General features: G+C 55.8%; 19 protein-coding genes. 3 read left to right on the top strand and 16 right to left on the bottom strand.

All coding sequences use genetic code 11. The features are described from left to right. Window positions 1-26: 26 nt before the first annotated feature. The 10 genes from pheT to galE all read right to left on the bottom strand — a co-directional run bounded on the left by pheT (window position 27) and on the right by galE (window position 11,184). Window positions 27-2,411 carry a phenylalanine--tRNA ligase subunit beta gene (gene pheT / locus BM079_RS00390; RefSeq protein WP_090129719.1) on the bottom strand — a complete coding sequence of 795 codons (2,385 nt, stop codon included), beginning with the start codon at window positions 2,409-2,411 and terminating at the stop codon, window positions 27-29. 24 nt (window positions 2,412-2,435) lie between these two features. Further along, a complete protein-coding gene (gene pheS, locus BM079_RS00385) occupies window positions 2,436-3,455 on the bottom strand; it encodes a phenylalanine--tRNA ligase subunit alpha (protein WP_090129717.1) in 1,020 nt (339 codons plus the stop codon). Window positions 3,456-3,624: 169 nt separating this feature from the next. Next, window positions 3,625-3,975 (bottom strand): 50S ribosomal protein L20, encoded by a 351-nt coding sequence (gene rplT / locus BM079_RS00380; protein WP_090129715.1) that lies wholly within the window; start codon window positions 3,973-3,975, stop codon window positions 3,625-3,627. A gap of 33 nt (window positions 3,976-4,008) precedes the next feature. Next, on the bottom strand, window positions 4,009-4,203 hold the full coding sequence (gene rpmI / locus BM079_RS00375; protein WP_090129713.1) for a 50S ribosomal protein L35: 195 nt from the start codon (window positions 4,201-4,203) through the stop codon (window positions 4,009-4,011). A gap of 105 nt (window positions 4,204-4,308) precedes the next feature. Beyond that, window positions 4,309-4,854 carry a translation initiation factor IF-3 gene (gene infC / locus BM079_RS00370; protein ID WP_090129711.1) on the bottom strand — a complete coding sequence of 182 codons (546 nt, stop codon included), beginning with the start codon at window positions 4,852-4,854 and terminating at the stop codon, window positions 4,309-4,311. Between the two features lie 26 nt (window positions 4,855-4,880). Then, the gene (gene thrS, locus BM079_RS00365) at window positions 4,881-6,779 is read right to left on the bottom strand and encodes a threonine--tRNA ligase (RefSeq protein ID WP_090129709.1); all 1,899 of its coding nucleotides are present in this window, start codon (window positions 6,777-6,779) and stop codon (window positions 4,881-4,883) included. Between the two features lie 263 nt (window positions 6,780-7,042). Next, a complete protein-coding gene (locus BM079_RS00360) occupies window positions 7,043-7,978 on the bottom strand; it encodes an OmpA family protein (protein ID WP_090129706.1) in 936 nt (311 codons plus the stop codon). Window positions 7,979-8,318: 340 nt separating this feature from the next. Continuing rightward, entirely contained in the window at window positions 8,319-8,780 is a 462-nt protein-coding gene (locus BM079_RS00355) for a DUF2489 domain-containing protein (RefSeq protein WP_139215225.1), read from the bottom strand. 102 nt (window positions 8,781-8,882) lie between these two features. Further along, entirely contained in the window at window positions 8,883-10,031 is a 1,149-nt protein-coding gene (locus BM079_RS00350; protein ID WP_090129702.1) for a glycosyltransferase family 4 protein, read from the bottom strand. Window positions 10,032-10,161: 130 nt separating this feature from the next. Next, window positions 10,162-11,184 (bottom strand): UDP-glucose 4-epimerase GalE, encoded by a 1,023-nt coding sequence (galE, locus tag BM079_RS00345; RefSeq protein ID WP_090129700.1) that lies wholly within the window; start codon window positions 11,182-11,184, stop codon window positions 10,162-10,164. A gap of 195 nt (window positions 11,185-11,379) precedes the next feature. On the opposite strand from galE, the gene BM079_RS00340 reads away from it, so the two are divergent. Further along, complete coding sequence (locus tag BM079_RS00340) at window positions 11,380-12,834, top strand: SLC13 family permease (protein ID WP_090129698.1); 1,455 nt, start codon at window positions 11,380-11,382, stop codon at window positions 12,832-12,834. Window positions 12,835-12,919: 85 nt separating this feature from the next. Here the strand turns inward: BM079_RS00340 and gltS are convergent, their stop codons facing one another. Continuing rightward, entirely contained in the window at window positions 12,920-14,107 is a 1,188-nt protein-coding gene (gltS, locus tag BM079_RS00335; RefSeq protein ID WP_090129696.1) for a sodium/glutamate symporter, read from the bottom strand. A gap of 284 nt (window positions 14,108-14,391) precedes the next feature. After that, window positions 14,392-16,137, bottom strand: a complete 1,746-nt coding sequence (locus BM079_RS16920; protein WP_090129694.1) for a methyl-accepting chemotaxis protein — start codon at window positions 16,135-16,137, stop codon at window positions 14,392-14,394. A 319-nt stretch (window positions 16,138-16,456) separates the two neighbouring features. Here BM079_RS16920 and guaD point away from each other — a divergent pair, with 319 nt between their 5' ends. Both guaD and BM079_RS00320 read left to right on the top strand, forming a co-directional pair. Then, a complete protein-coding gene (gene guaD, locus BM079_RS00325; protein ID WP_090129692.1) occupies window positions 16,457-17,773 on the top strand; it encodes a guanine deaminase in 1,317 nt (438 codons plus the stop codon). Between the two features lie 82 nt (window positions 17,774-17,855). Further along, window positions 17,856-19,232 carry a uracil-xanthine permease family protein gene (locus tag BM079_RS00320; RefSeq protein ID WP_090129688.1) on the top strand — a complete coding sequence of 459 codons (1,377 nt, stop codon included), beginning with the start codon at window positions 17,856-17,858 and terminating at the stop codon, window positions 19,230-19,232. 4 nt (window positions 19,233-19,236) lie between these two features. Here BM079_RS00320 and BM079_RS00315 read toward each other — a convergent pair whose 3' ends face one another. The 4 genes from BM079_RS00315 to BM079_RS00300 form a co-directional block, all read right to left on the bottom strand. Beyond that, window positions 19,237-19,590 carry a hydroxyisourate hydrolase gene (locus BM079_RS00315; protein ID WP_175489544.1) on the bottom strand — a complete coding sequence of 118 codons (354 nt, stop codon included), beginning with the start codon at window positions 19,588-19,590 and terminating at the stop codon, window positions 19,237-19,239. Between the two features lie 231 nt (window positions 19,591-19,821). Next, window positions 19,822-23,043 carry an efflux RND transporter permease subunit gene (locus BM079_RS00310; RefSeq protein ID WP_090129683.1) on the bottom strand — a complete coding sequence of 1,074 codons (3,222 nt, stop codon included), beginning with the start codon at window positions 23,041-23,043 and terminating at the stop codon, window positions 19,822-19,824. Window positions 23,044-23,058: 15 nt separating this feature from the next. Next, window positions 23,059-24,336: an efflux RND transporter periplasmic adaptor subunit gene (locus tag BM079_RS00305; RefSeq protein WP_090130732.1), complete on the bottom strand. Its 1,278-nt coding sequence runs from the start codon at window positions 24,334-24,336 to the stop codon at window positions 23,059-23,061. A gap of 240 nt (window positions 24,337-24,576) precedes the next feature. After that, window positions 24,577-25,407, bottom strand: a complete 831-nt coding sequence (locus BM079_RS00300; RefSeq protein ID WP_175489543.1) for an AraC family transcriptional regulator — start codon at window positions 25,405-25,407, stop codon at window positions 24,577-24,579. Between the last annotated feature and the right edge of the window lie 8 nt (window positions 25,408-25,415).

Here is a 25,415-nt window from a genome sequence, read left to right as displayed (position 1 = left end):
TAGGAGATCATATCCCGTCACCGCATTCAGTTGCGCAGCAACGCGCCAAAACGTTCCGAGGAAACCGCTACAATATTGTCAATTGCCTGATGGATTTCAAGATCTGTCAGCGTGCGCGAATGATGCTGCCAGGTCAAGCCCAGCGCCACGCTCTTGCGCCCCTCTTCAACACCGGCGCCCTGATACACATCAAAAAGACGCAGATCCGTCAATGCCTCACCTGCCTGCTCATGAACCGCATCCAGCAGCGACTGCACCGGCAACTGCTCATCCACCAGCAGCGCCAGATCGCGACGGACTTCAGGATAGCGTGACAGCGGAGTAAAGGCGGCAAGTCTGCCCTGCTGCAGGGCGGAAAGCTCAAGCTCAAAGACATAGACGTCGGGCTTGATACCGAAACGCTCCCTGACCGCTGGATGCAGTGCACCCACCCAGCCGACACCACGATCTCCCCGCAGAATACGGGCGCACTGCCCCGGATGAAGTGCGACATGTTCACCGGGCTCAAAGCGCCATTCATTTTCAGCGCCTCCCAGTGCCAGAAGGTGTTCGACATCCCCCTTGATATCGAAGAAATCGACACTCTCCCGACGGCTCGCCCAGCCTTCCGGATCACGGGTACCACAGATCATGCCGCCCAGCATGGGCACCTGCGTCAGCGTATCGATATCACCGCTGAATACCAGACCCGTTTCAAACAGGCGAACACGCTGCTGCTGACGATTAAGATTGTGCAACAACGCACGACTCAGCCCCGCCCAAAGACTGGAGCGCATGACGGACATGTCGCTGGAAATGGGGTTGGCAAGCGTGGGCGTTACAGCATCAGGGGCAAATGCCTTCTGGATTTCATCGGAGACGAAGCTATAGGTAATGGCTTCCTGATAGCCGCCGGCCACCAGATGCTCGCGAATGACATCCAGAGAGACCTTCGTGTCATCCTCGCGCTGCGGGGACAGTTCTGCCTGCGGATAGCGTACGGGCAAACGGTTGTACCCGTGAATGCGGGCCAGCTCTTCGACAAGATCCTCTTCCAGACGGATATCAAAGCGCCATGCAGGAACGCTGACATCCCAGTGCCCTTGCCCCTGTGGCGTCAGAGTCATGCCAAGGCGCGAGAGAATATCGCTGATCTCGCCATCCTCCAGCGTCATACCGAGAATTCGGCTCACGCGCTCGGCGCTCAGCGTGATCTGACAGACCTCCGGCAGCGCCTGCTGATCGGTCTTTTCAATGACAGGCCCCGGACGACCACCGGCCAGCTCTATCAAGAGTCCTGTCGCACGTTCAAGCGCACGCACCTGCAGGGTTGAATCGACGCCGCGTTCGAAACGGTGCGAGGCGTCCGTGTGAAGACCATACTGGCGAGCCTTGCCGGCCACGGCAATCGGTGCAAAAAAGGCGGATTCGAGCAGCACATGACGGGTATCAGCATTGACGCCCGAACGCTCTCCCCCCATGACACCGGCAATGGCCAGCGGGCCATGACCGTCAGCAATCAAGAGCGTGTCCTCCTGAAGCTCGACGTCCTGCCCATCCAGCAGCGTCAGCGTCTCATTGGCCCGGGCGTTTCGAATCTCGATGTGTCCCTGAAGCTGATCCAGATCAAAGGCGTGCATCGGCTGGCCCAGTTCGAGCATCACGTAGTTGGTGATGTCCACCACAATATCGATCGAGCGCAGACCACAGCGACGAAGATACTCGGTCAACCACAGCGGAGAAGGCGTACTGACGTCTACATCGCGCACTACGCGCGCACTATAGCGCGGGCAGGCCTCACCATTGTCGAGACGGACCTCGAAACGGTCATCGATCTGTGCAGTGACCGGCAGGATCTCCGGCGCCTTGACCTCGAGGCGATTAAGCACGCCGAGCTCACGGGCAAGCCCCATGACACTCAGACAGTCGCCGCGATTGGGCGTCAGGTCAACGTCAATGCTGTGATCATCAAGACCCAGCCACTGCCTCAGATCCTCACCCACGATCGCATTGTCCGGCAGCACCCAGATACCGGGCGATTTTTCTTCTGCCAGTCCCAGCTCGGATTCAGCGCAAATCATGCCGTGAGAAGCCACGCCTCTGAGCCTGGCTTCCTTGATGGCAAAGTCACTAGGGAGTATGGCGCCTGGCCGGGCCAGCGCCACTTTCTGACCGGCGGCCACGTTGGGCGCGCCACATACGACCTGTTGAAGATGACCACTGCCATCGTCAAGCTGACAAACGCGCAGACGATCCGCATCAGGGTGCTGGCTGGCCTCTTCTACCCGCGCGATCACAACCCCTGAAAACGAGGCCGAGACGGGTTCAATGGCATCAACTTCCAGCCCTGCCATCGTGATCTGATCGGCAATCGCCTGCACATCCTGCGCTGCGTCAACCCATTGACGCAGCCACTGTTCGGAAACTTTCATCTTGCCTCGCTATACCGAAACGGATTACTGGAACTGGCGGAGAAAGCGCAGATCATTGTCAAAGAAAAGACGCAGGTCGTTCACGCCATATCTCAGCATGGCCAGCCGCTCTGCGCCCATACCGAAGGCAAAGCCGCTATAGCGCTGCGAATCGATCCCGACATGGGCAAAGACATTGGGGTGCACCATGCCGCAGCCCAGGACCTCGAGCCAGCCGGTATGGGAACAGACGCGACACCCCTTCCCACCGCAGTTGACGCACTGGATGTCAACTTCAGCCGAGGGTTCGGTAAAAGGAAAATAAGAAGGCCGGAAACGCACATCGAGCTGATCACGCTCGAAAAAGGCTTTCAAAAAAGCCTCGATAGTGCCCTTGAGATCAGCAAAGCTGACGTTCTCGTCGACAAACAGCCCTTCTACCTGATGGAACATAGGGCTATGCGTGAGATCGGAATCATTACGGTAAACACGGCCCGAACAGACCAGACGCACCGGCGGCTCCTGCTGTTCCATGGTCCTGATCTGCACGGGGGAAGTATGCGTGCGCAGAACGTGACGGGCATCAAAATAGAAGGTGTCATGCATGGCGCGCGCCGGGTGGTGAGCCGGGATGTTGAGCGCCTCGAAGTTATGATAGTCGTCCTCGATCTCGGGACCTTCTGCGATATCATAACCGATATGTGCAAAACACTGCTCGATGCGCCGCAGTGTCTGCGTGATGGGGTGAAGCCCGCCTGACGATTCACGTCGCCCCGGCAGCGTGACATCCACCTTCTGTGCCGCAAGCTTTTCGGCCATGGCACGCTCTTCAAGTACCGTGCGCCTGGCTTCAAGAGCAGCCTCAATCTTTTGCCTTGCCTGGTTGATGACCTCTCCGGCAGCAGGCCGCTCTTCTGCCGGCAGTTTTCCCAACCCTTTCAGCAGGGCTGTGACTTCGCCCTTCTTGCCAAGGTAGTGGACACGAATTTCTTCAAGTGCCCTGATATCTTCGGCAGCGTCAATGGCTTCGACTGCCGTCGCTACTACTGTGGAGAGATGCTCCATCCGTCCTGCTCCATGAAAAACGGCAGATTGCAGATACCAGGAAAGCTCTGCACATTGATCCTGTTATCGGGGATCTGACGATAAATTGTTGCCACACAAAAAAACAAGGGAAGAGCAACGGCTCTTCCCTTGTAGCACTTGCGCAGGTGAGATCGGATCACCTGTACCGTCAGGCAGCCCTGGCCTGCTCGACGATCGCGCCGAAGGCCTGCTTCTCGTGAACGGCCAGATCAGCAAGGATCTTGCGGTCGATCTCGATACCGGCCTTTTTCAGACCGTTGATGAAGCGGCTGTAGGACATGCCATGAGTGCGGGCTGCAGCGTTGATACGCGCAATCCACAGGGCACGGAACTGACGCTTGCGCTGGCGACGGTCACGATAGGCATACTGACCTGCCTTGATCACCGCCTGTTTGGCAACACGGAAAGTACGTGAACGAGCACCGTAGTACCCTTTTGCCTGCTTCAGAATCTTCTTGTGACGGCGACGAGCGACGACACCACGCTTTACACGGGCCATTAAAGCCTCCTGACTTCAGTTGTTAAAATCGACTCAGATATAAGGGAGCATGCGCTCGATCAGCTGACGATCGGCATCATGGATCTGCTTCATACCGCGCAGCTGACGCTTACGCTTGGTCGACTTCTTGGTCAGGATGTGGCTGCGAAAGGACTGCTTGTGCTTGAAGCCCTTTGCAGTGCGCTTGAAGCGCTTGGCCGCGCCACTATTGCTCTTGATTTTCGGCATGAGAATAACTCCGCACGATATTTTTTAGAAAACCCGAGGCCAGCATACCGTGCCACCACAGTCATGCTGCGATGGCATCGGCACGCTCGTTTAACTGCCCGCGGATCACTTTTTCCTGGGGGCCAGCATCATGATCATTTGCCGGCCTTCCATCTTCGGGCGCGATTCTACAACAGCAAGCTCGTCCAAGTCATGTTCTACGCGCTCCATGAGCTTGCGGCCGATTTCCTGGTGTGCCATCTCGCGACCACGAAAGCGCAAGGTCACCTTGCCCTTGTCGCCATCTTCAAGGAAACGCGTCAGGTTCTTGAGTTTGACCTGATAGTCACCTTCGTCGGTGGCAGGCCTGAACTTGACTTCCTTGATCTGAATCTGCTTCTGCTTTTTCTTCTGAGCAGATTTCTGCTTTTTCAGTTCAAACTGATGTTTACCGTAATCCATGATCTTGCAAACGATCGGATCGGCGTTGGATATCTGCACGAGATCAAGCCCAGCTTCTTCTGCCTTGGCAAGCGCCTCGTTCATGGGCACAACACCCAGCTGCTCGCCCTCGCTATCGATAAGCCGAACTTCATCCGCACGAATACGGTCATTTATGGGTGCGCGCTTTTCCTGAGGGCGCCCACGTTGGTTATTTCGCTTGATCGTCAAGTCTCCATTGCTGAAAAGAAATGCTGCTATCTACGCTCTGTATCAAGTCTGGCAAGAAAATCGGCAACGCTCATTGTCCCAATATCTTCACCAGTACGCGTTCTGACGGCAACGCTGTCCGACTCCACTTCCTTATCTCCGACTACCAGCAGATAAGGGATCTTCTGAAGTGTATGCTCACGAATTTTAAAACCGATCTTCTCATTCCTCAAGTCCGACTTGACACGAAGGCCGGCTTGTTGCAAACGCTCGGTCAGTGACGAGACATAGGACGATTGAGCATCGGTAATGTTGAGCACAGCCACCTGCTCTGGAGCAAGCCATAGCGGCAGGGCACCAGCATGATGCTCCAGCAGGATACCGATAAAGCGTTCAAAGGAGCCGATGATGGCACGATGAAGCATGACAGGCGTATGCCGGTTGCCATCTTCGCCCACATACTGCGCACCGAGACGCCCAGGCATCATGAAGTCCACCTGCATGGTGCCTACCTGCCATTCACGGCCCAGACAATCACGCATGTGATACTCGATCTTGGGTCCATAGAAAGCGCCTTCACCCGGCAGCTCCTGCCATTGCACGTCACAGGCCGTGAGTGCAGCGCGCAGTGCGCTTTCAGCCTTGTCCCATTCCTCGTCACTGCCGATGCGTTTTTCCGGGCGCAAAGCGATCTTGACGTCAATATCGTTAAAACCGAAGTCCTCGTAGACCCTGAGCGCCTGACGATGAAAATCGGTCACTTCCGGCTCGATCTGCTGTTCAGTACAGAAGACGTGACCATCATCCTGGGTAAAGGCACGCACTCGCATGATGCCGTGCAATGCACCGGAAGGCTCGTTGCGATGGCAGCCACCGAACTCGCCGTAGCGGATCGGCATTTCACGGTAGCTGTGAAGCCCTGAATTGAATACCTGAACATGTCCGGGGCAGTTCATCGGCTTGAGCGCATACTCGCGCTTCTCCGATTCCGTAAAAAACATGTTTTCGGAATAATTGTCCCAGTGGCCGGACTTTTTCCAGAGACTGACATCCATGACCTGTGGGCAGCGGATTTCCTGATAGCCACCGTCATGATAAACCTTGCGCATATACTGCTCGACAGCCTGCCAGATGGCCCAGCCTCTGGGATGCCAGAACACCATGCCCGGCGACTCTTCCTGCTGATGGAAAAGGTTGAGCTGACGAGCCAGCTTGCGGTGATCACGCTTTTCCGCTTCCTCAAGCCGTTTGAGATAAGCGTTGAGCTGCTTCTTGTCTGCCCATGCCGTGCCATAGATACGCGTCAGCATGGTATTGCTGGCATCACCCCGCCAGTAGGCGCCAGCCAGCTTCAAAAGCTTGAAGGATTTCAGATGTCGGGTATTGGGAACGTGAGGTCCCCGACACATGTCCGTATATTCCTTGTGATGATAAAGGCGAATGGTCTCGCCCTCGGGAATACGGGACACAATATCCTGTTTATAGGGCTCATCCCGATTGACAAAGGCTTCCATGGCCTGATCACGGCCAACGTATTCTCTTGAAACGTCGTATCCTTCATCGATGAGTTCGCGCATGCGCTTTTCGATCTTTTCGAGATCATCACTCGAAATGGACTGACCAAAATCGATGTCGTAGTAAAAGCCTTCGTCAATAACCGGACCGATGGCCATTTTGGCATCAGGATAGAGCTGTTTGACGGCATGCCCGATCAGATGCGCGCAGGAGTGGCGAATGATTTCGAGCCCTTCCTGATCCTTGGCAGTCACGATGGCAACTGCGGCGTCATGATCGACAACATCGGCCGTGTCGACCAAAGCTCCATCAATCCTGCCGGCGACAGCCGCTTTTGCCAGACCGGCGCCGATGGACTCGGCAATGGTCATGATGGATACGGGGGATTCATATTGACGCTGGCTACCGTCAGGAAGCGTGACGACGGGCATAGGAGTTCCTTCCTTGTTTCAGTGGTGACCGCTACCAGGAGTCACTTGAGGTATTGCATTGTCAGCAGGGCACAGGAGATGCGCCGTAAAACTGGCAGGCGTAGGGCAAGCTATCAAAACGGCATGTAAACTAGCAAAGAGTAACAAATGTCGTCCAGTCGATACCTCTGAATTGCAATGACCGTCGATGCTGCTGCAGGGCATCGATATAAAAAAAGAGGGCGCCGAAGCGCCCTCTTTTCTTGAGTGACAGTCAGTAAGGATTACTGATTGCTGCCACCGTTCTGGCCGGTACGATCCATCAGCTTGCCGTCGTCACCCAGCGGATGAACTTCGGTACGACGGTTCTGCGCGCGACCTTCGGCAGTATCATTGCTGGCGACCGGACGCTCTTCACCGAAGCCAAGGGCTTCCATGCGATCAGAGGAAACGCCCTGAGAGGCCAGGTAGTCACGTACAGACTCGGCACGACGCTGAGACAGATCCTTGTTATAGGAAGCGCTGCCGACAGAGTCAGTATGGCCCTCCAGACGAACACGAACCTGCTCATTGCTGTTCAGCTTTTCGGCGACTTCATTCAGCGTCTGCTCGGCATTGGACGTCAGCTTGGCAGAGTCGAACTCGAAGTTGACGTCACGCAGTACCAGTGCTGCGGGGCAGCCCAGAGCGTTGACCTGAGTGCCGGCCGGGGTGTTCGGGCACTGGTCCTGGTAGTCCGGCACGCCGTCACCGTCGGAATCCAGCGGGCAGCCGCGCGAATCGACTTCTACGCCAGCCGGAGTACCCGGGCACTGATCGAGGTAATCCGGTACGCCGTCACCATCGGTATCGATCGGGCAGCCCTTGGCATCAACAGCAACACCAGCCGGAGTACCCGGGCACTCGTCGCGGGAATCCGGAACGCCGTCGTTATCGGAATCCATCTCACGGCTATCGCCACCCGAGCAAAGCAGAGCACCTGCTGTTGCACCGGCAGTTGCGCCGACAGCGGCACCGGTTTCTTCATCGTCATTGCTGCTGACACCGTAACCGAGGCCACCACCGATCAGGCCACCGGCCAGACCGCAGACGAAAGGAGAAGAGTACCAGGAATCACCGCTGGAGGAAGCACCAGAAGATTGAGAACCTGAGCTGGCGCAGCCGGCGAGGCCCATTACGAGAGCGGATCCCAGCAGCAAGCCAGTTGTTGATTTATTCATGCAAGACTCCTTCTTTTTTGCAACGCTAGGGCAACGATGTTGTTACTAAGCGGTTCCGAGTATAGGCAACGCCAACGGCACTAGAAAGTTTTTCTTCTATCAACGAGAAAAGCATATCAGTAGCGCTGGAGCCAGCCTGCAACGACCCTGCCTTGACCTCTGGAAACAACGTTACGTTGCCATGATGAAAAACGCGTCACTGGCAATCCATTGTGACGTATTCGAACACTGTTTTCGCACTGAAAGCGCTGAAAGTCAAACCCTGTTTATAATGTTGATTAAATTTCAGGTTGATGGTCACGAACTTCGAGAAAAAGAATCCTCATGACATTAGCCTTGATCAATGCCTGACTACATGACTCGTGCGATCGATCAGATTACGGGCTGCGACAAGGATATTGTCTTCGTGCTCGTTGATCACCTGCAGCCTGTATCGATCTTCCTGCATCCTCTCTCTGGCTGTCAGGGCCGAACGTGCCTGGTGCGTATGCAGATGGGCTACGCTGTCGCTGACATCCGCGATGATGCCAAGCTCCTTGTCCTGCCACCAGCCGCTATCAAGGATGTCGATAATGACACGAGCGCGCAGACAGCCTTCTACCAGATCCATCTGCCCTTCCTGCATGGCTCGCCCAATAACGTTAAGGTTGGAAAGACACTGATATTCCGCCTGCGCCTGCTCCTGTTCCTGACGCAGCCTGCGGCGTTGCAGCTCGCCATACATACGCCAGACAATCGCAAGCAAAATACCAACAATCGCGATCGCCACACATAAAAGCATTATCGCCCAGACTTGTGACACGGCAGGTATCACTCCTTGAAATAAATGCGGTTAAAAGCCCTGAAAAATTAAACCAGCCTGTTCAGTCGTTATAAATAAGCCCTTGAAGAAGGGCTGTATTGTTCAACGGGCGGGGTATTCATCAACAAGCGCCTTGAAAGCGTTAATCAGTTTTTGCTGCTGCTGTCCATGCGAGTAGTTTTTTGCCAGCGAAGCCAGCTCGTTGCCCAACATTTCGCATCTATCGGGATCTTCAAGAATCGCCCTGGCACACTGCGCCCACTTCTGAACGTTTCCGGCATCAAGCACGAGCTCGGGATAACGATCCTCTATAAGCTCTGCGCAGCCAACACCCATGGAGAGCATGACGGGCGTGCCGCATGCCATGGCTTCAAGTGCGACAAGCCCAAACTCTTCGATGTGTGCAGGCAGCATAAAAATATCCAGCGCACCGTAAAATATTTCAACGTCATTAACGGTGGACTGCCAGCTGAACTGTTCAGCAATTCCAAGATCTGCAGCCTTGTGCTGCCAGGGTGAGGCATCATCCTTGCCTACTACCAGAAAATGGCAGCGACCAGGCATCAATTGATTCAATGCCGCTGCGATCTCAACAAAGCCTTCTACATTGCGCTTTTTGAAATTACCTGAAGTCACCAGCCCGATCAGAAAGCTGTCGGGCTCCACACCCAGTGACTGACGCACCTGAGCACGATCAGCGCGAGCACGTTCAAGACAGAACTGCTCGGGGTCATATCCCGGATAACTGATATCGATCCTGTCCGGATCGATGCCATAGCGAACCGTTAGCTCATTTCCCATCATCCTTGAGTTGACGGCTACGCGTCGAAAGCGTTTTCCTTTGAGCACATGATCGTGGATAGCAGCCACTTCATGACGCAATGGGAGTGCCTGGCCATGTATGGCCTGACTTGCCAGATGTACGCAGTTATGCAGATAAACAACATCGGGGGTTTCCACATCACCATGACTTATCAGCAAATCCGGCAAATGGCGGCGTGTCCACCTCTGCACACGGCGATTGAACCAGAAACGGCGCCGGGCCCCCTTGAAAGGCCAGCGCCAGGTTTTCACCAGCCTGGCGCCAGCGCGAGCCACCAGCTCGGCATTACCTCGTTCGGCAATCACCACAACCTGACACCCCATTCGCGTCAGCACTTCAGCCTGTGCAAGAGCGATTCGACTGGCGCCGGTACTTTTTTCTACCTGCCGAATGGCTATGGCAGCCAGGGGGCTTGCATGTTCTGTCATTCAGGAGTCACTCAGACTTCGGTTTCAGCAGACATGTTGCCACTGGCAGCCGGAAGTTTCCAAAGAGCCGAGTATCTATCTGTAGATCATCGCTTGAAACGCTGTGGCCATCAGCCTTGTTCGAAAAAGCTTATGACGTGACTGACTCATCGTAGCCATTGGGGTTTTTCTGCTGCCACCGCCAGGTATCCATCATCATCTTCTCGATACCGAATCGGGCGCTCCATCCCAGCGCCTTCTCGGCATGGGCCGGGTCCGCAAAACAGCGCGCAATATCACCGGCACGGCGAGGCTTGAACTCATAAACCACCTTGCGTTCACTTGCTTTTTCAAAGGCCTGGACAATATCAAGTACGCTATATCCCTTGCCGGTACCCAGATTGAACGTATTCACACCATCGTGGTCCGCCAGATAATCCAGCGCCTTCAAGTGACCATTGGCCAGGTCCGTGACATGGATGTAGTCGCGAACACCAGTACCATCCTTCGTATCATAGTCATTTCCAAATACCGATAGCCTCTCTCGCCGGCCGATCGCTACCTGACTGACAAAAGGCACAAGATTATTGGGGATGCCATTGGGATCTTCGCCGATCATGCCACTGTCATGCGCGCCCACTGGATTGAAATAGCGCAGCACTGAAATGCGCCATTGAGAATCAGACACGGCAAGATCATGGAGAATTTCTTCCACCATCAGCTTGGACCGACCGTAGGGATTCGTGGCCGAGGTCGGAAAGTCCTCTCGAATAGGAACTGATTCCGGGTCGCCGTAAACGGTTGCCGACGAACTGAAGACGATTTTTTTGACGCCAGCACGCGACATGGCCTCGCAGAGCACCAGTGTCCCGTTGACGTTATTGTCGAAATAAGCCAGCGGTTTCTCGACGCTCTCGCCTACCGCCTTGAGCCCTGCAAAGTGGATGACGGAATCGATATCGTGTTGATTGAAAAGATCATCCAGGAGTTCTACATCACGAATATCTCCTTCTACCCAAGGCACCTGTCTGCCGGCCAGCGTACTGACACGTTTCAAGGACTCTTTACTGGCGTTGCAGAAATTATCCAGCACCAGTACATCGTGACCTGCTTCAAGCAGCGCCAGAACCGTATGAGATCCAATATAACCGGCACCTCCGGTAACAAGAATCATGTGCCTCCCCCTGTATCTGAATGGATAAATGACTGAATCAATACAGCTCTGCAGCGTGCGCCAGCCTTGACGGTCGACGAAAGGTGCAAATACAGCCGTTTTCTGTTTCATTATAAACATGAATAAAGTCGAGGATTTATGCCGATTTATCGGTCCTCGGCGCGTTGACTCACCCCAGGATATCGAGAACAGACCATGCCTGATACGACAACGGATACCGACAAGCCATCTTCAGGCAAAACACCAGTCATCGGCCTCTGGCTTGGGCTGCTGTGGATCCTGATGGTACTGATCGTACCGGCCCCGGAGGGCATGTCAGGAAGTGCCTGGCATTGTATTGGCCTGGCCCTTCTCATGGCGACATGGTGGTCGACAGAAGCCATACCGATACCAGCAACTTCTCTACTGCCCATTATTCTGGCGCCCGCCATGGGTATCGGCACACTCAAGGAAGTCACATCAGCCTACGCCGACCCTATTATTTTTCTCTTTCTGGGAGGGTTTCTACTGGGCCTTGCCATGCAGCGCTGGAATCTGCATCGCCGCATCGCGCTGCGCACGCTGATCATTGTGGGTTCCGACCCCAAAAAGCAGATTGGCGGCTTCATGCTGGCAACCGGTTTTATCAGCATGTGGGTTTCCAATACGGCGACTGCCATCATGATGCTGCCCATCGGCACTTCCGTCATCGCTCTGCTTGCCACAAGCAATGAAAGTGAAGTTCGCCGCTACGCCACCACCCTGCTGCTGGCGATTGCCTACTCTGCCAGTATCGGCGGCGTGGCAACCCTGATCGGCACACCGCCCAATGCACTGCTGGCAGGCTATCTTTCCAACAATCAGAACGTCGATATCGGCTTCGCGCAGTGGATGGTTGTCGGGCTGCCGGTCGCGATCGCCATGATGCTTCTTGCCTGGTGGTGGCTGACGAGACAGGGCTTCAATCTCGAGCAGAGCGACGCCGGCGACAAGCTTTTAAAGGAAGAGCTTGGCAAGCTTGGCGACATGAGCGCCGCAGAAAAACGAGTCGGCCTCGCCTTTCTGCTGGCCGCTCTGGCGTGGATTTTGCGCCCACTGCTCAACAATCTTGGCCTTGACTGGCTCAGCGACACCACCATTGCCATGACAGTCGGTGTCGGACTATTCCTGATGCCTGCCGGCAATGATGACAAAGACAAGCTCATGGACTGGGAGAGCTCGGCATCGCTTCCATGGGGTGTACTTCTTCTGTTTGGCGGCGGTCTGGCCCTTGCCGGCATCATCCAGAGTTCGGGTCTGGCCTCATGGATTGCCGAGCAGCTGTCGTTGTTCTCCATTTTCCCGCTGATCGGGCTTATTGCCATCGTCGTTCTGGTGATTATCTTCCTCACCGAAGTGACGTCCAATACGGCGACCGCGGCCGCTTTTTTGCCTCTACTGGGCGCACTGGCGGTTTCTCTGGGGCTTTCGCCGCTGCTGATCACCGTTCCCGCTGCCATCGCTGCAAGCTGCGCCTTCATGATGCCTGTTGCAACGCCCCCCAACGCCATCGTGTTTGCGACCGGGCAGATGAAGATTCAGTCCATGATTCGTGCCGGACTGTTTCTTAACCTTGCGGGCACCGTCATCATCACACTGCTGGTTTATATGCTGGTGTCACTGCTCTGGTGATCATTGCAGTTTCCAAAAAGAAAGCCGTCTGCAATCGCAGACAGCTTTTTTGATTACCCAAAAATCAGGCGGTGAAAAATCTCTTTCATGTAAAAAACAGAAAGCCCTTGATGATCAGTGCGTTGGCGATATCGATCAAAAATCCACCGACGACCGGTACAATAATAAAGGCCAGACGAGACGGCCCGAAGCGCTCGGTAACCGCCTGCATATTGGCGATGGCGGTGGGGGTTGCGCCCATGGCAAACCCACAGTTGCCCGCGACCAGAACCGCCGCATCATAGCCACCCCCCATGACTCGAAAAGTGACCTGCGTCGTATAGAAAAAGACCAGGGCAACCTGCACTGTCAGGATCACCAGCATCGGCAACGCCAGATTGGCCAGATCCCACAACCTGAGGTTCATCAGCGCCAGTGCCAGAAACACGGAAAGCGCCACATTGCCAACCGTATTGTTGGCATCATCGTTGACGTGATAAAGACGAGTGATACGCAGGACATTACCGATAATGACGCAGGAGAACAGGACCCATACAAACGTTGGCAGGCTCAGCGGTGTCCCTTCGAGCACCCCATGCAAGAAGGTACCGGCAACGAGTCCTGCAAAGAGACAGCACAGAACACGAATCATGCTGCCCACATCGGTTCGTTCCTCCCTGCCGGTCAGATCAGCGACATCTTCCTGATCATCGCTTTTAATACTCAACCCCTTTTTCCGAGCGCGCCGAATCAGTAGCGACGCCGTGGGACCACCGATCAGAGAACCAAACACCAGACCAAAGGTGGCCGCTGCCATCGCCAGTGCCATGGCGCTCTCCACGCCATAATTATTGGTAAAGACTTCAGCCCAGGCCGCACCGGTGCCATGCCCGCCGGACATGGTGATCGAACCGCCCAGCAGTCCCATTACGGGCGTCAGGCCAAACAGTGAGGCAATACCAACCCCTACAATGTTTTGCAGTATCAGCAGCCCTACCACCAGCGCGAAAAAGATCAGTAATCTCGAGCCACCGGCGCGAATCAGCCCGAAGTTGGCAGAAAGCCCGACGGATGCGAAAAAGAGCAACATGAAAGGCTCCTGGAGCCCCCCAAAAAACGTGATCTCGATCCCGAAGCCTCGCAGTATCGTGATAACGATGGTGGCAAGCAGCCCGCCTACTACCGGTACCGGTATGTTGAATTCACGTAGAAAACGTACGTGTTTGACACATTGCTGACCGATGACCAGCACCACAATGGCAATAAATAACGTCGTTATGGGACCGAGCGTCATAATCGTTCCTGTTGGTTATTGGGGGACTACACTGCAGCGCCAGAAAGGCGGACCCGAGTATAAGTCATGAACGACGCCTCACCCCAGCCTTGCCGACCCATTCAGACCTTTCCCGATTTTTACGTCGGCACGGGTAACATCATTTCGTTTAAACGTAACGCCATTTCCTGACGATAGGATCGCTCGCCCCTTTTTCATTCGCCGCATTTACTCGCTACACATAAAAAACTCGCCGCTGGCGCGGCGAGTATCCTGTTCAATCAAAAGCGGATGTTTCGCTTTATTTAAAAGGTTTCCCACTCATCAGTGTCGCTGGTTGCCGCCGGCGCCTTGTAGCTTTTGCTTTTGGGCGATGATTCGGTGCTGACCAGAGCTCTGGGGGCTTCGGTGCGGCTTGAGGAGCTCGTCGCTTTCGATGGTTGGTAATCAGCCGGCGTTTCCATCATACGACTGGCCACCGGGACCGGCGCGTAACCACGCGAGCCGCTGCCGGACACCTTGAAAAACGATACCTGTTCACGGAGGACCCGCGCACTGTGTTCCATCGAGCGGCTGGCCGCCGCGGCTTCTTCCACCAGCGCGGCGTTCTGCTGGGTAACGCTGTCCATCTGCGAGATAGCCTGATTGACCTGCTCGATGCCGGTGGACTGCTCGCGGCTGGCCGCAGCAATTTCCGCCACGATATCGGTCATTCTGTTGATGCTTTCGACAATACCTCCCAGCGTCTGACCCGAACGGGTGACCAGCTCGGCGCCGTTGGCGACCTTGGTCACGCTGTCATCAACCAGCGTCTTGATCTCGCGGGCCGCTTCAGCACTGCGACTGGAGAGCGTACGCACTTCACTCGCCACTACGGCAAATCCACGGCCCTGCTCACCGGCACGCGCAGCCTCTACTGCAGCATTAAGCGCCAGCAGATTGGTCTGGAAGGCGATCGAATCGATCAGTCCAACGATCTCGGCGATCTTCTGGCTGGAGGTGCTGATCTCATTCATGGCCACGGTCGTCTGCTCGACCACCTCGCTACCCTCGCGGGCCTGCTGGCGTACGTTGAGTGCCAACTGATTGGCCTGTGCAGCATTGTCAGCGTTTTGTTTAACGGTTGACGTCATCTCTTCCATGGACGCCGCCGTCTCTTCCAGGCTTGCGGCCTGTTCCTGGGTACGGCGCGACAGATCATCGTTACCGGAAGCGATCTGGCTGGAGGCCGAACCCACCGACTCGGCGTTGACGCGCACGTCGTTGACCACATGCGCCAGCTGCTTTTGCATTGCGCCCAGACTGTGCAGCAAAGCGGCAAACTCGTCACGGCCCTTGACTTCGATAGTATTGTTCAGCTCGCCCTCGGCAATACTGCCGGCAGCATCGCTGGCCTGACGGAGAGGCACCATGATGCCGCGAATCAGAGCCCAGGCAATAACGCTCATGAGACCAAGTGCCACGACAATGGTAGCCACAATGATGGCGAAGGATCTCGAGGCATTCGCCATGCCATCCATATAGGACTGCTCGGACTGGCGTGCGTTGATATCAATCAGACTTTGAAGCGACTCCGAAAGGCTTTCGAAATTGTCACGCGTTTGTTGAATAACGGGCGTGAATTCAAAATTCCCCTGGCTCATGCTGCGAGCCACCTGCTCATAAAGTGACCAGTACGTTGTCAGTATCGGGGTCAGCTTGTCGGCAACAGCCCGTTCTTCTGACGAGTTGATGGTGCCGACATAGTCCTGCCAGAGCTGATCCGTCTGATTCTTGTATTGCTGCTGATACGTACTCAAAAGATTTACCGCGTTCTCGGGGTTGCTATCTGCGCGGGCCTTGAAGGAGTCAATCCGCGACCAGTTGATATTGGTTCGAATACTGCCCAGCATCTGCAAGGGCAATACATTGTTCTTGTAGGTTGACTCAAGATTGTTGTTACTGCGGTTCATGCCAAATACGCCGACAATCCCGATAATGATCATGAAAACGCCCATGACCACCATGGTAGTAACCAGCTTGTATCTCACGCTGCGGTTCAGGCCTAGCATACGAACTCCCCTCGGACGGATAACCTTCGATCATTTCCTGAGCCCCGAAGGGCTACGTGACTCCTATAACGGCATGAAATGAACGATCCTGAAGCCACTACCGTGAGTTCTTTTAATAGCGCTCGCCGGGAGGTATCGACTCTACGAAAAAAGCGCTCGCAAACCCTGCTTTTGAAAGGCATGACCATGCGGGACGGCCTTGAACCAATATGCTGTAATATCAGCAATGGATATGATCGGTGCTCTGCTATCGAAATGAGTCAGGGTTCAGATTCATGGCTTCTTCTGATCATGAATAGTATAAAAACGGGAGAACGATATGAGCCGTCTTCACGCCCTGCGTGGCATGACGCTAAGTTTCAATGACGATCCGGGAACCAGTGATCAGCCTCATGACGGGACCGTAGAATTTCAAAAGGATGGTCTGATCATCATTCAGGAGGGACGCATTCTTCACAGCGGCCCTGCTTCCCTGCTTCTGGAAACATTGCCTGAAGGAACGCCCATCGACCACTGGCCCGATCAGCTGATCATGCCAGGTTTTATCGACCCTCACCTGCATTACAGTCAGCTTGATATTACGGCCTCCTATGGCCGCCAGCTGTTGGACTGGCTCAATACCTACACCTTCCCTGAAGAGAGTCGCTTCAGCGAGCGCGCCTACGCCGACGAGATTGCCAACGCTTTTCTGGAGCAGCTGCTGGCCAACGGGGTCACCACGGCACTGGCCTTTTGCACCACGCATCCGGCGTCGGTCGAAGCTCTGTTTACCGCCGCCAGTGATCGCAACATGCGCATGCTGGGCGGCAAGGTGATGATGGATCGAAACGCGCCCGAGGCACTTTGTGATACGCCCGAAACGGGCATTCGCGACAGTCGGCGGCTGATCGAGAAATGGCATGACCACGGCCGGCTCGAGTATGCCATTACGCCGCGCTTTGCCCCCACGTCGACCCCTGAACAGCTGGCTGCCACCGGTCGCTTGTTGAGTGACTACCCGGGTATGGTGATGCAGACGCATCTGTCTGAAAACCGTCAGGAAGTAGACTGGGTGGCCTCGCTTTTCCCGGAAGCGCGCGACTATCTAGATGTCTATTCGCAGTATCATCTGGTGCGTCCGCGCGCCATTTTTGCCCACGGCATCCATATCGATGACGATGTCCGCCAGCGACTGGCAGATGATGGCGGGGCCATCGCCTTTTGTCCGAGCTCGAACCTGTTTCTGGGCAGCGGGCTTTTTGACTGGCGCAGTGCGCGGGAGCAGGAAGTCCGGGTAGGTATCGCCAGCGACATTGGTGCCGGTACCAGCTTCAGCCCCTTTCAGACTCTGCAGGACGCCTACAAGGTCGGACAGCTGTCGCATCAACCACTAACGCCCTGGCAGGCCTTTTATGCCTATACGCTGGGTAACGCCCGCGTACTTGATATCGATCATCATATCGGCAGTCTCGATGCCGGCAAGGAGGCCGACATTACGGTCATCAATCCACGGGCCACGCCCATGCTGGCACGCAAGGACCGACACGATCCCACGCTCATGGAACAGCTTTTCAATCTGATGATTCTGGGTGACGAGCGCTGCATCAGCGCCACCTATATCATGGGTAGAAAAATATACGACGCTCAAAACAGCTGACCCGCCGGCGGCCGAATCGGTCGCCATCTCCCCCTGGCGTCAGGCACACTTGCGCGCCGATCGTGACTTCCGCGGAACACCCATGCATGACAACGAGCTGATCTTTCGACACGGCGACCGTCCGCCGTTCCATACCGCCTTTCTGGTGGCCTTCCAGCACGTGCTGGCCTGCTTTGTGGCCATCATCGCCCCGACCATTATCGTGACCAGCGCGCTGGGTCTGCAAAATGAAGCCCCCTATCTGATCAGTCTGGCGCTGCTGGTATCCGGCATCAGCACGTTGATTCAGACTCAGCGTATAGGTCCGCTGGGCTCTGGGCTTTTGTGTGTGCAGGGCACCAGCTTTTCCTTTGTGGCGGCCCTGATTTCGGCAGGGCTGATTGCCCGCGAACGCGGCGCTTCCGATCATGAAGTGCTGGGGGTACTGTTCGGTATATGCATCGCCGGCAGCCTGATCGAGATGGCCATGGGCAGCGTTCTGCACCATCTCAAACGCGTGATCACACCAACCGTGACCGGCGTTGTGGTCACGCTGATCGGTCTGAGCCTGATCAGCGTCGGCGTCACCGATATCGCCGGGGGCCACGGCGCCGAATCTCCGGGTGACCCGATCAATCTGCTGCTGGCAGTCATCGTGATCGGGGCCGTGCTGGCTTGTCAGCTCAGTCGCCATCCCATGCTGCGCGTCGGCTCGGTGTTTGTCGGGCTTTTGACAGGCTGCGTGGCCGCTGCCCTGATGGGTCGACTCGACTTCAGCAGTGTGGCAAATGCCCCGCTTTTTCAGTTCCCTCAGCCGCTGCGCTATGGACTGGGCTTCGACCTCGCGGCCTTTATTCCGGTGGCCTTCATTTTTGCCATTACCGCGATCGAGACCGTTGGCGATCTGACCGGTTCGTCGCGAGCGTCACATCTGCCCACCAGCGGCCCTGAATATCAGAAGCGCATTCGTGGTGGCGTACTGGGCGACGCCTTTAACTCCCTGCTGGCCGGCATCTTTAATACCTTCCCCAACACCACATTCAGTCAGAACACGGGCATTATTCACTTGACCGGCGTTGCCAGCCGCCATATCGGCCTTTTTGTAGGCGGTATTCTGATCGTTCTCGGGTCGATTCCGGCCATGGGGGCGATATTACAGTCCATTCCACAGCCCGTGCTGGGCGCCGCCACGACCCTGATGTTTGGCCTGATCGCCGTCTCCGGCATTCGGATGCTGGCCGAGCAGCGCATGACGCGCAAGCGGGTCATGATTATCGCGCTCTCTCTGGGCGGCGGACTGGGCGTTGAGCTGGTGCCCGAAGTGCTTGCCGGGCTCCCCCAGCTCTTGCAGAGCGTGCTGTCCTCTTCCATCACCACGGGCGGCCTGCTGGCCATTTTGATGCATTTGATTCTGCCCGAGCGTCAGGCTACCGAAGAAGACGCGGTAGAATCCGCCTCACAGATCGCCGATACCCGGTAGTCCATCAGGCATTCCGGCGCCTGACAGAAGCGCTATCACGATGCACGCTGTATCCCCAGGGGCTTACCAGCAGCACAATGATCTCATTATCACCGCGTGCCATTGTCAGATCGGCCGGCACCTGATCAAGCAGCAGGCAGTTGACGCCCCGGCTCAGAAAATAATCGCGCACGTGATAAATGAGCCGATAGTGCCCGCCGCTGCCCGCCTGCAGCAGCGCCTCATCGAGCGCTCCAGAAGCGTTGGTATGAAGCGTCATGATGGGCTCTTCATCGCCATGCGCCTCCAGTGATACCACCATGCCCTCGACAGCAATGCCCTCATATTGATCGAGGACTCGAGTGGTCAGCGTTGCCATGACTGTCTCCCGAAAACGAAGCGCCCACTGCCCATGCATGATCGTGGCGGTGTCAATGAGAGACCACGCATCCGATCATGTCACCCAGTATCGATGATCATGATACTGCGCGCGCGTCAAAGCCTGCGCTATCTCTTTCGTTCATGGCGGGCTTCATATCTGAGGCATGGACAAGGCATAAAAAAGGCCGCACCCGGAGGTGCGACCTTTATCAACCAACCACAGCATCTGTCAGCTGTGATCGTCATCGGAAGCGTGCGTTGAGCGCCCTGTGGAGGCATGCGCACTATTCTGCGCTTCTTCCTTTTTCTGACCAAAACCCAGCTTGCGACCAGCCCACTCAGACCCCTGCATGATGAACACATAGGTCGCCGGCACAAACAGGCTGGCAAGGATTGTGATGGTGATCATGCCACCAACCACGGGCGTACCGATATGGTGTCGGCTCGCTTCGCTGGCACCACTGGCCATTGCCAGGGGCAGCGTACCGCCGATGAAGGCCAGTGAGGTCATCACGATCGGGCGGAAACGTTGAAGGGCAGCGTGTTTGGCCGCCTCAATGATCGACAGCCCTTCGTGCTTTCTTTGCTGCTGGGCAAATTCCACGATCAGAATCGCGTTCTTTGCCGCCAGCCCCACGACCACCAATAGCCCTATCTGCAAATAGACACTGGTATCAAACTGGCGCATCCAGACCGCTAGTACCGAACCAAGGAAGGCAAAGGGGACTGCGGCAATAACGGCCAGAGGCAATGTCCAGCTCTCATACTGGGCAGCCAGTATCAGGAACACCATGACGATACCGAACACGATGGCGATCGTAGCGGCATTTCCGGCATTTTGCTGCTGATAGGCCTCACCGGTCCACCCCATCGAATAGTCGTTGCCCAGCTCATCCTGAATAATGCGCTGAACAGCATCGATGGCCTGACCATTACTGTATCCGGGCGCGGCACTGATCTGGAATTGCGCTGCCGGATAGACATTGTATCGATCAAGCGTGGTGGGTGCCTGCTGCCTTGTCATGGTCACCAGAGTCGATAGCGGAATACGCTGCCCATCCCCGCCACGGACATAAACCCGGTTCAGATCATCAGGCGATTTCCGGAACTCGTCCTCTGACTGCAGATAGACCTGAAAGTTACGACTCTGCCGCGTGAAGTAATTCACGAAGCCGCTTCCGAACGTACTCGACAGGGTCGTGTTCAGATCATCAAGATTAACCCCCAGACTCTGAGCCTTGTCCCGATCCACCTCAATATGATAGGTGGGCACTGAAGTATCCAGTGTGGTAAAGGCCTGAGCGATCGCCGGATCCTGATTGGCAGCCTGCATGACCTTGAGCGCTGACTGGTAGAGCTGATCCGCATCGACCCCACTTAACGACTGCAGATACCCGGTCAGCCCTCCTGTGGGAGACAAGCCGATAATCGGTGGCAGATTAAAGGCCATGGCCTGCCCATCCGGAATGGCCGCCCCCTTCTGCATGATGGTGCCGATCAGATCGTCCGCAGTAATATCACGCTCTGACCAGGGCTTCATCGAGAGGAACATGGTGCCCTTGGCCGTATTGGCCGCACCAGACACGATGTCAAACCCCGGGATGGACGTTGCATAATCGACGCCCGGAACCTTTTCAAGCTCGGCAGAGAGCTTTTGCATGTACTCATCGGTACGCCCGACCGAGGAGCCGGTAGGCATGTTAACAGACGCAATGACCACACCCTGATCGGTTGCCGGAATCAACCCTTCAGCAAGCTGCGAGTAAAGCCACCACGACAGCACGCAGCATCCGGCAAACATGGCCATGGTCAGGAAGAAATGCCTGATCAGGAATCCGACACAGGCCATGAAGACACTGGTGACCTTATCAAAGCCGCGGTTGAACCAGACAAAGGGTTTCTTGACGATCTGCAACCAGCGCGGGTCATCTTCTGCCTTGTGACGCTTGATGAAAATCGCACTGATGGCCGGTGTGAAGGACAGCGCGACCAGCGCCGAGATACCTACCGAGATGGCAATGGTAATGGCAAACTGGCGATACATCTGACCGGTCATGCCGGAGATGAAGGCAACCGGCACGAACACTGCCGCCATGATAAAGGAGGTCGCCAATACCGGGCCGGTCACCTCTTTCATGGCCTTGAACGCCGCGTTCAGAGGCGTCGTGTCAGGCTCTTCTTCAAGTATTCTCTCGATGTTTTCAATGACCACGATGGCATCGTCCACCACGATCCCGATGGCCAGGATCATACCGAACAGTGACAGCAGGTTGATCGAGAAGTCCAGTAGATACATACCACCGAAGGTACCTACCACTGAGATGGGCACCACCGACATGGCCACCAGCGTCGAGCGCCAGTTCTGCAGGAACAGGAAGACGATGATCGCTACCAGTAGCAGCGCCTCTATAAAGGTATGCGTCACCGACTCGATCGAGGCATCGATAAAGAGCGTCGTGTCATAAGGAATGACATAGTCAAGCCCGGACGGGAAACGCTGCTTCATGTCCGTCAGGGTCTGCTTGACCTCGGCCGCCACATCCAGCGCGTTGGCACCCGGCTGCTGATAGATGGCGATCGGCGCCATGGGTGAGCCATTGACGCGCGCCACGATACCGTAACTGGTCGAGCCCAGCTCGACACGTGCGACATCGCTAAGCTTGAGAGATGAACCATCCGGGTTGGTACGCAGCAGGATGTTGCGGAACTGATCCGCCGACTCCAGACGGCCCTGGGTGGTGACCGTGTAGGTATAGGCACCCGGCTCGCGCTGCGGCTCGCCATTGAGCTTGCCGGCCGACACCACCGTGTTTTGTGCCTGAATGGCGGAGGCAACTTCAGCAGGCGTCAGATCATACTGGGAGAGCTTGTCCGGATTGAGCCAGATACGCATGGCGAAGTCCTGATTACCCAGTACCTGAGCATCGCCCACGCCCGGCAGACGGCGTATCTCGTCCAGAATATTGATGTTGGCGTAGTTATTCAGGAACAAGCGATCGTATTCGTTATTGGGCGAATACAGTGCCGTAAACATCAGAACACTGCTTGAGCGCTGCGCTACCGTGACCCCCTGATTCTGCACTTCGGTGGGCAATTGCGACAGCGCACGCTGCACCCGGTTATTGACATCGATGGTCGCCTGATCAGGATCAGTGCCAATGTTGAAATAGACCTGCATGCTCAGCTGACCGCTATCAGCGCTCGTGGACGTGATGTAAATCATGTCCTGAACGCCGTTGATCTCTTCGGTCAGAACAGAGGCCACCGTATCCGACAGCACCTGCGCACTGGCACCAGGATAGCTGGCGGTCACCGACACCGTCGGCGGCACCACCTGAGGGTACTGCTCGATGGCCAGACCTCTCACCGACATGAAGCCGATCAACGTAATGATGATCGAGACGACGGTAGCGAAGATCGGCCGATTGATGAAGAAGCTCGATATATTCATCGACTCGAATCGCCCTTAGTTGTCACTGCTGCGTTGATCAGCGCTGTTCTGCTCGGTCTCACCGCTGACACTGGTTCCCTGCCCGGGAGCGTTACTGGCGCCACTGGCATCAATGCCGGAAGGATCCTGTGGTTCATCTTCCGCGCTACCATCGAATGGCTGGGCATCAATCTTGTCGCCGGCAGAAATGCCACCGATGTTGCTGACAATAACCTTGTCGCCAGCCTCGAGCCCCTCGGGCACGATGACCCAGCCACGCGACTGCTCACCCATGGTGATGAAGCGACTCTCTGCCTCACCCTTGTCATTGACCAGCATGACCTGAGGCCCCTTCAACCCTTCCGTGACCGCCACTTCAGGCACCGCCAGGACATGGAAACGCATCAGGTTGGCCAGCTGTACACGAACAAACTGCCCTGGCAGAAACAGACCCTGCGGATTTGCAAAGACAGCACGTGCCTGAACGGTACTGGTGGATTCATCAACGCGAGACCCCAGGAAATTCAGGTCACCCTTGAGGGTCGTATCCGTCGTGGCACTGTCATCACCATAGGGAAAATTCAGCTCAACGCCGATATTCGGCGCATTGTCCATCTGACGCTGCCGTCGCAGTGCAAAAGCATCCGACTGGGGCAGCGAAAAACGCACTTCAAGCGGGTCAACCGGATTCACTTCGGCCAGTTCGGTCTGTGCCGCGACATAGTTGCCGACATTGACCAGATTAAGGCTGACCTGACCGCTGACAGGTGATTTCACATCGGTATAGTTCAAATCGATCTGGGCACTGTCGAGCGCCGCCTTCGCCTGAGCCACGGCAGCGTTGCTGGTCTCACGTTCATTCAGAGCCTGATCACGCTGCTGCTGACTGATGGAACCCTGCTGATAAAGGCGCTGGTAGCGTTGGTAGTCACGCTGCGCTTCACTGTAATTGGCGCGAGCACTCTGGAGATCGGCGCGCGCTTGCTCAACTGCTGCCTGATAGGGGCCCTTTTCAATAGTGAAAAGCGTCTGCCCCTTTTCAACGATGTCGCCGGCCTGATAAAGCTGTTTTTCCAGATAACCATCCACACGAGCCACAATATCGACCGCCTGGTCGCTGCGCACCATCGCAGGGTAGTTCTTGTCCAGCTCGAGATCTCTGGGCTCAAGCGTTTGCACCTGTGCCTGTTTGGGCGGTGGCGCCTGCTGCTCTTCACTCTGCTTATCGTCATTACCGCCACAGGCAACAAGTAGCAGGGAAAAGACGCCAATCAGACTCCACCCCTGCACCTGTCTGGCAAACTTATGATTCATCTGGAGGGTATCCATCGTTATTAGGTGATCAACTGACGCTCTTTGACAAGCGTGCAATGAGGGTCAAACCGGGAATGGCGCCAGTTTAGATGCATTCCTGTATGTATGTAAATTAATGACGCCCAATAGCTGTGATAGCGTGGTTCAGGCTTACCCGGGTACATGCGCCAATCGACCACCGGCAAACGCAAAAACGCCCCGCATGGCGGGGCGTTTTTCAGCCTGTTCTGTCGTCACCGATCAGTCGAGCGGGACACGCAGTTCCAGGCTCTTCATACCGGCATCACGCATGCCTTCATGATAGATGACGCGCGAGTGATCGACACGGATCTGCTCGTTGTGCTCCTGCGCCCAGCGAATCGCCATATGCTTGAAGCACTGCTCACGCTCCTTCTCGCTGGAGATTGTGGCCGTCATGGAGCGACCGGCCGGCACGGTGACCCAGCGCAGCGGCAGCGGCGGGTTCCATGTGGCCCGACGCGTCATGCGATAGCCAACGTCCTTGCGCATGCGGTGCGACGGAGTGATGTTCGGATCGTCATAATAGAAGCAGACAGACTCGACAATGGATTCCTTGGCATGCTGCGGACACATCGCCAGCAGCATCTGGCGAAGGCTCTCTTCACTGTTCTTGTCATCACCAAAGGAGCGCATGACCAGAAAGTACTCTTCATCATGCTCGACAACGTTCACCGGCGTCGCGTCGTCGCGCACCAGACCGTTGGTGGCAATCTCCATACGCATGCTTTCACGATAGCCCCGCGGCGAGCTGCCGAAGTGACGACGGAAAACACGGCTGAAGGCGGCATGGTCCTGATAACCGCATTCAAGCGCGACTTCCATGATGGATTTGCGCGTATAGATCAGCAGCATGGCCGCACGATCAAGGCGAATCGCGGCGTGATAGTCGGTGGGCGTCACACCGAAGGACTGCTTGAACTTGCGACGCAGATGTGAACATGAGAGGCCAACCTGCTGGGCGACCAGCGTCATGGGCATCAGAATGTTGGTGTGTTCGTGAAGAATGACTTCAGTCGCGGCAACGTCGAATTCTCTGCTGTCCATCATCATATCCATTC

The sequence above is a fragment of the Kushneria avicenniae genome (genome assembly GCF_900112585.1).
GTDB lineage: Bacteria > Pseudomonadota > Gammaproteobacteria > Pseudomonadales > Halomonadaceae > Kushneria > Kushneria avicenniae.
This window is presented reverse-complemented; position numbering and strand designations above follow the sequence as displayed.

Coding starts and splice junctions, on each gene's coding strand:
- BM079_RS00360 (WP_090129706.1), bottom strand. CDS start 7,978: ATGAATAAATCAACAACTGGCTTGCTGCTGGGATCCGCTCTCGTAATG.
- BM079_RS16920 (WP_090129694.1), bottom strand. CDS start 16,137: ATGCTAGGCCTGAACCGCAGCGTGAGATACAAGCTGGTTACTACCATG.
- gltS (WP_090129696.1), bottom strand. CDS start 14,107: ATGACGCTCGGTCCCATAACGACGTTATTTATTGCCATTGTGGTGCTG.
- pheT (WP_090129719.1), bottom strand. CDS start 2,411: ATGAAAGTTTCCGAACAGTGGCTGCGTCAATGGGTTGACGCAGCGCAG.
- BM079_RS00310 (WP_090129683.1), bottom strand. CDS start 23,043: ATGAATATATCGAGCTTCTTCATCAATCGGCCGATCTTCGCTACCGTC.
- galE (WP_090129700.1), bottom strand. CDS start 11,184: ATGATTCTTGTTACCGGAGGTGCCGGTTATATTGGATCTCATACGGTT.
- thrS (WP_090129709.1), bottom strand. CDS start 6,779: ATGCCCGTCGTCACGCTTCCTGACGGTAGCCAGCGTCAATATGAATCC.
- pheS (WP_090129717.1), bottom strand. CDS start 3,455: ATGGAGCATCTCTCCACAGTAGTAGCGACGGCAGTCGAAGCCATTGAC.
- BM079_RS00300 (WP_175489543.1), bottom strand. CDS start 25,407: ATGATGATGGACAGCAGAGAATTCGACGTTGCCGCGACTGAAGTCATT.
- BM079_RS00340 (WP_090129698.1), top strand. CDS start 11,380: ATGCCTGATACGACAACGGATACCGACAAGCCATCTTCAGGCAAAACA.
- rplT (WP_090129715.1), bottom strand. CDS start 3,975: ATGGCCCGTGTAAAGCGTGGTGTCGTCGCTCGTCGCCGTCACAAGAAG.
- BM079_RS00320 (WP_090129688.1), top strand. CDS start 17,856: ATGCATGACAACGAGCTGATCTTTCGACACGGCGACCGTCCGCCGTTC.
- BM079_RS00305 (WP_090130732.1), bottom strand. CDS start 24,336: ATGAATCATAAGTTTGCCAGACAGGTGCAGGGGTGGAGTCTGATTGGC.
- BM079_RS00350 (WP_090129702.1), bottom strand. CDS start 10,031: ATGACAGAACATGCAAGCCCCCTGGCTGCCATAGCCATTCGGCAGGTA.
- rpmI (WP_090129713.1), bottom strand. CDS start 4,203: ATGCCGAAAATCAAGAGCAATAGTGGCGCGGCCAAGCGCTTCAAGCGC.
- BM079_RS00315 (WP_175489544.1), bottom strand. CDS start 19,590: ATGGCAACGCTGACCACTCGAGTCCTCGATCAATATGAGGGCATTGCT.
- guaD (WP_090129692.1), top strand. CDS start 16,457: ATGAGCCGTCTTCACGCCCTGCGTGGCATGACGCTAAGTTTCAATGAC.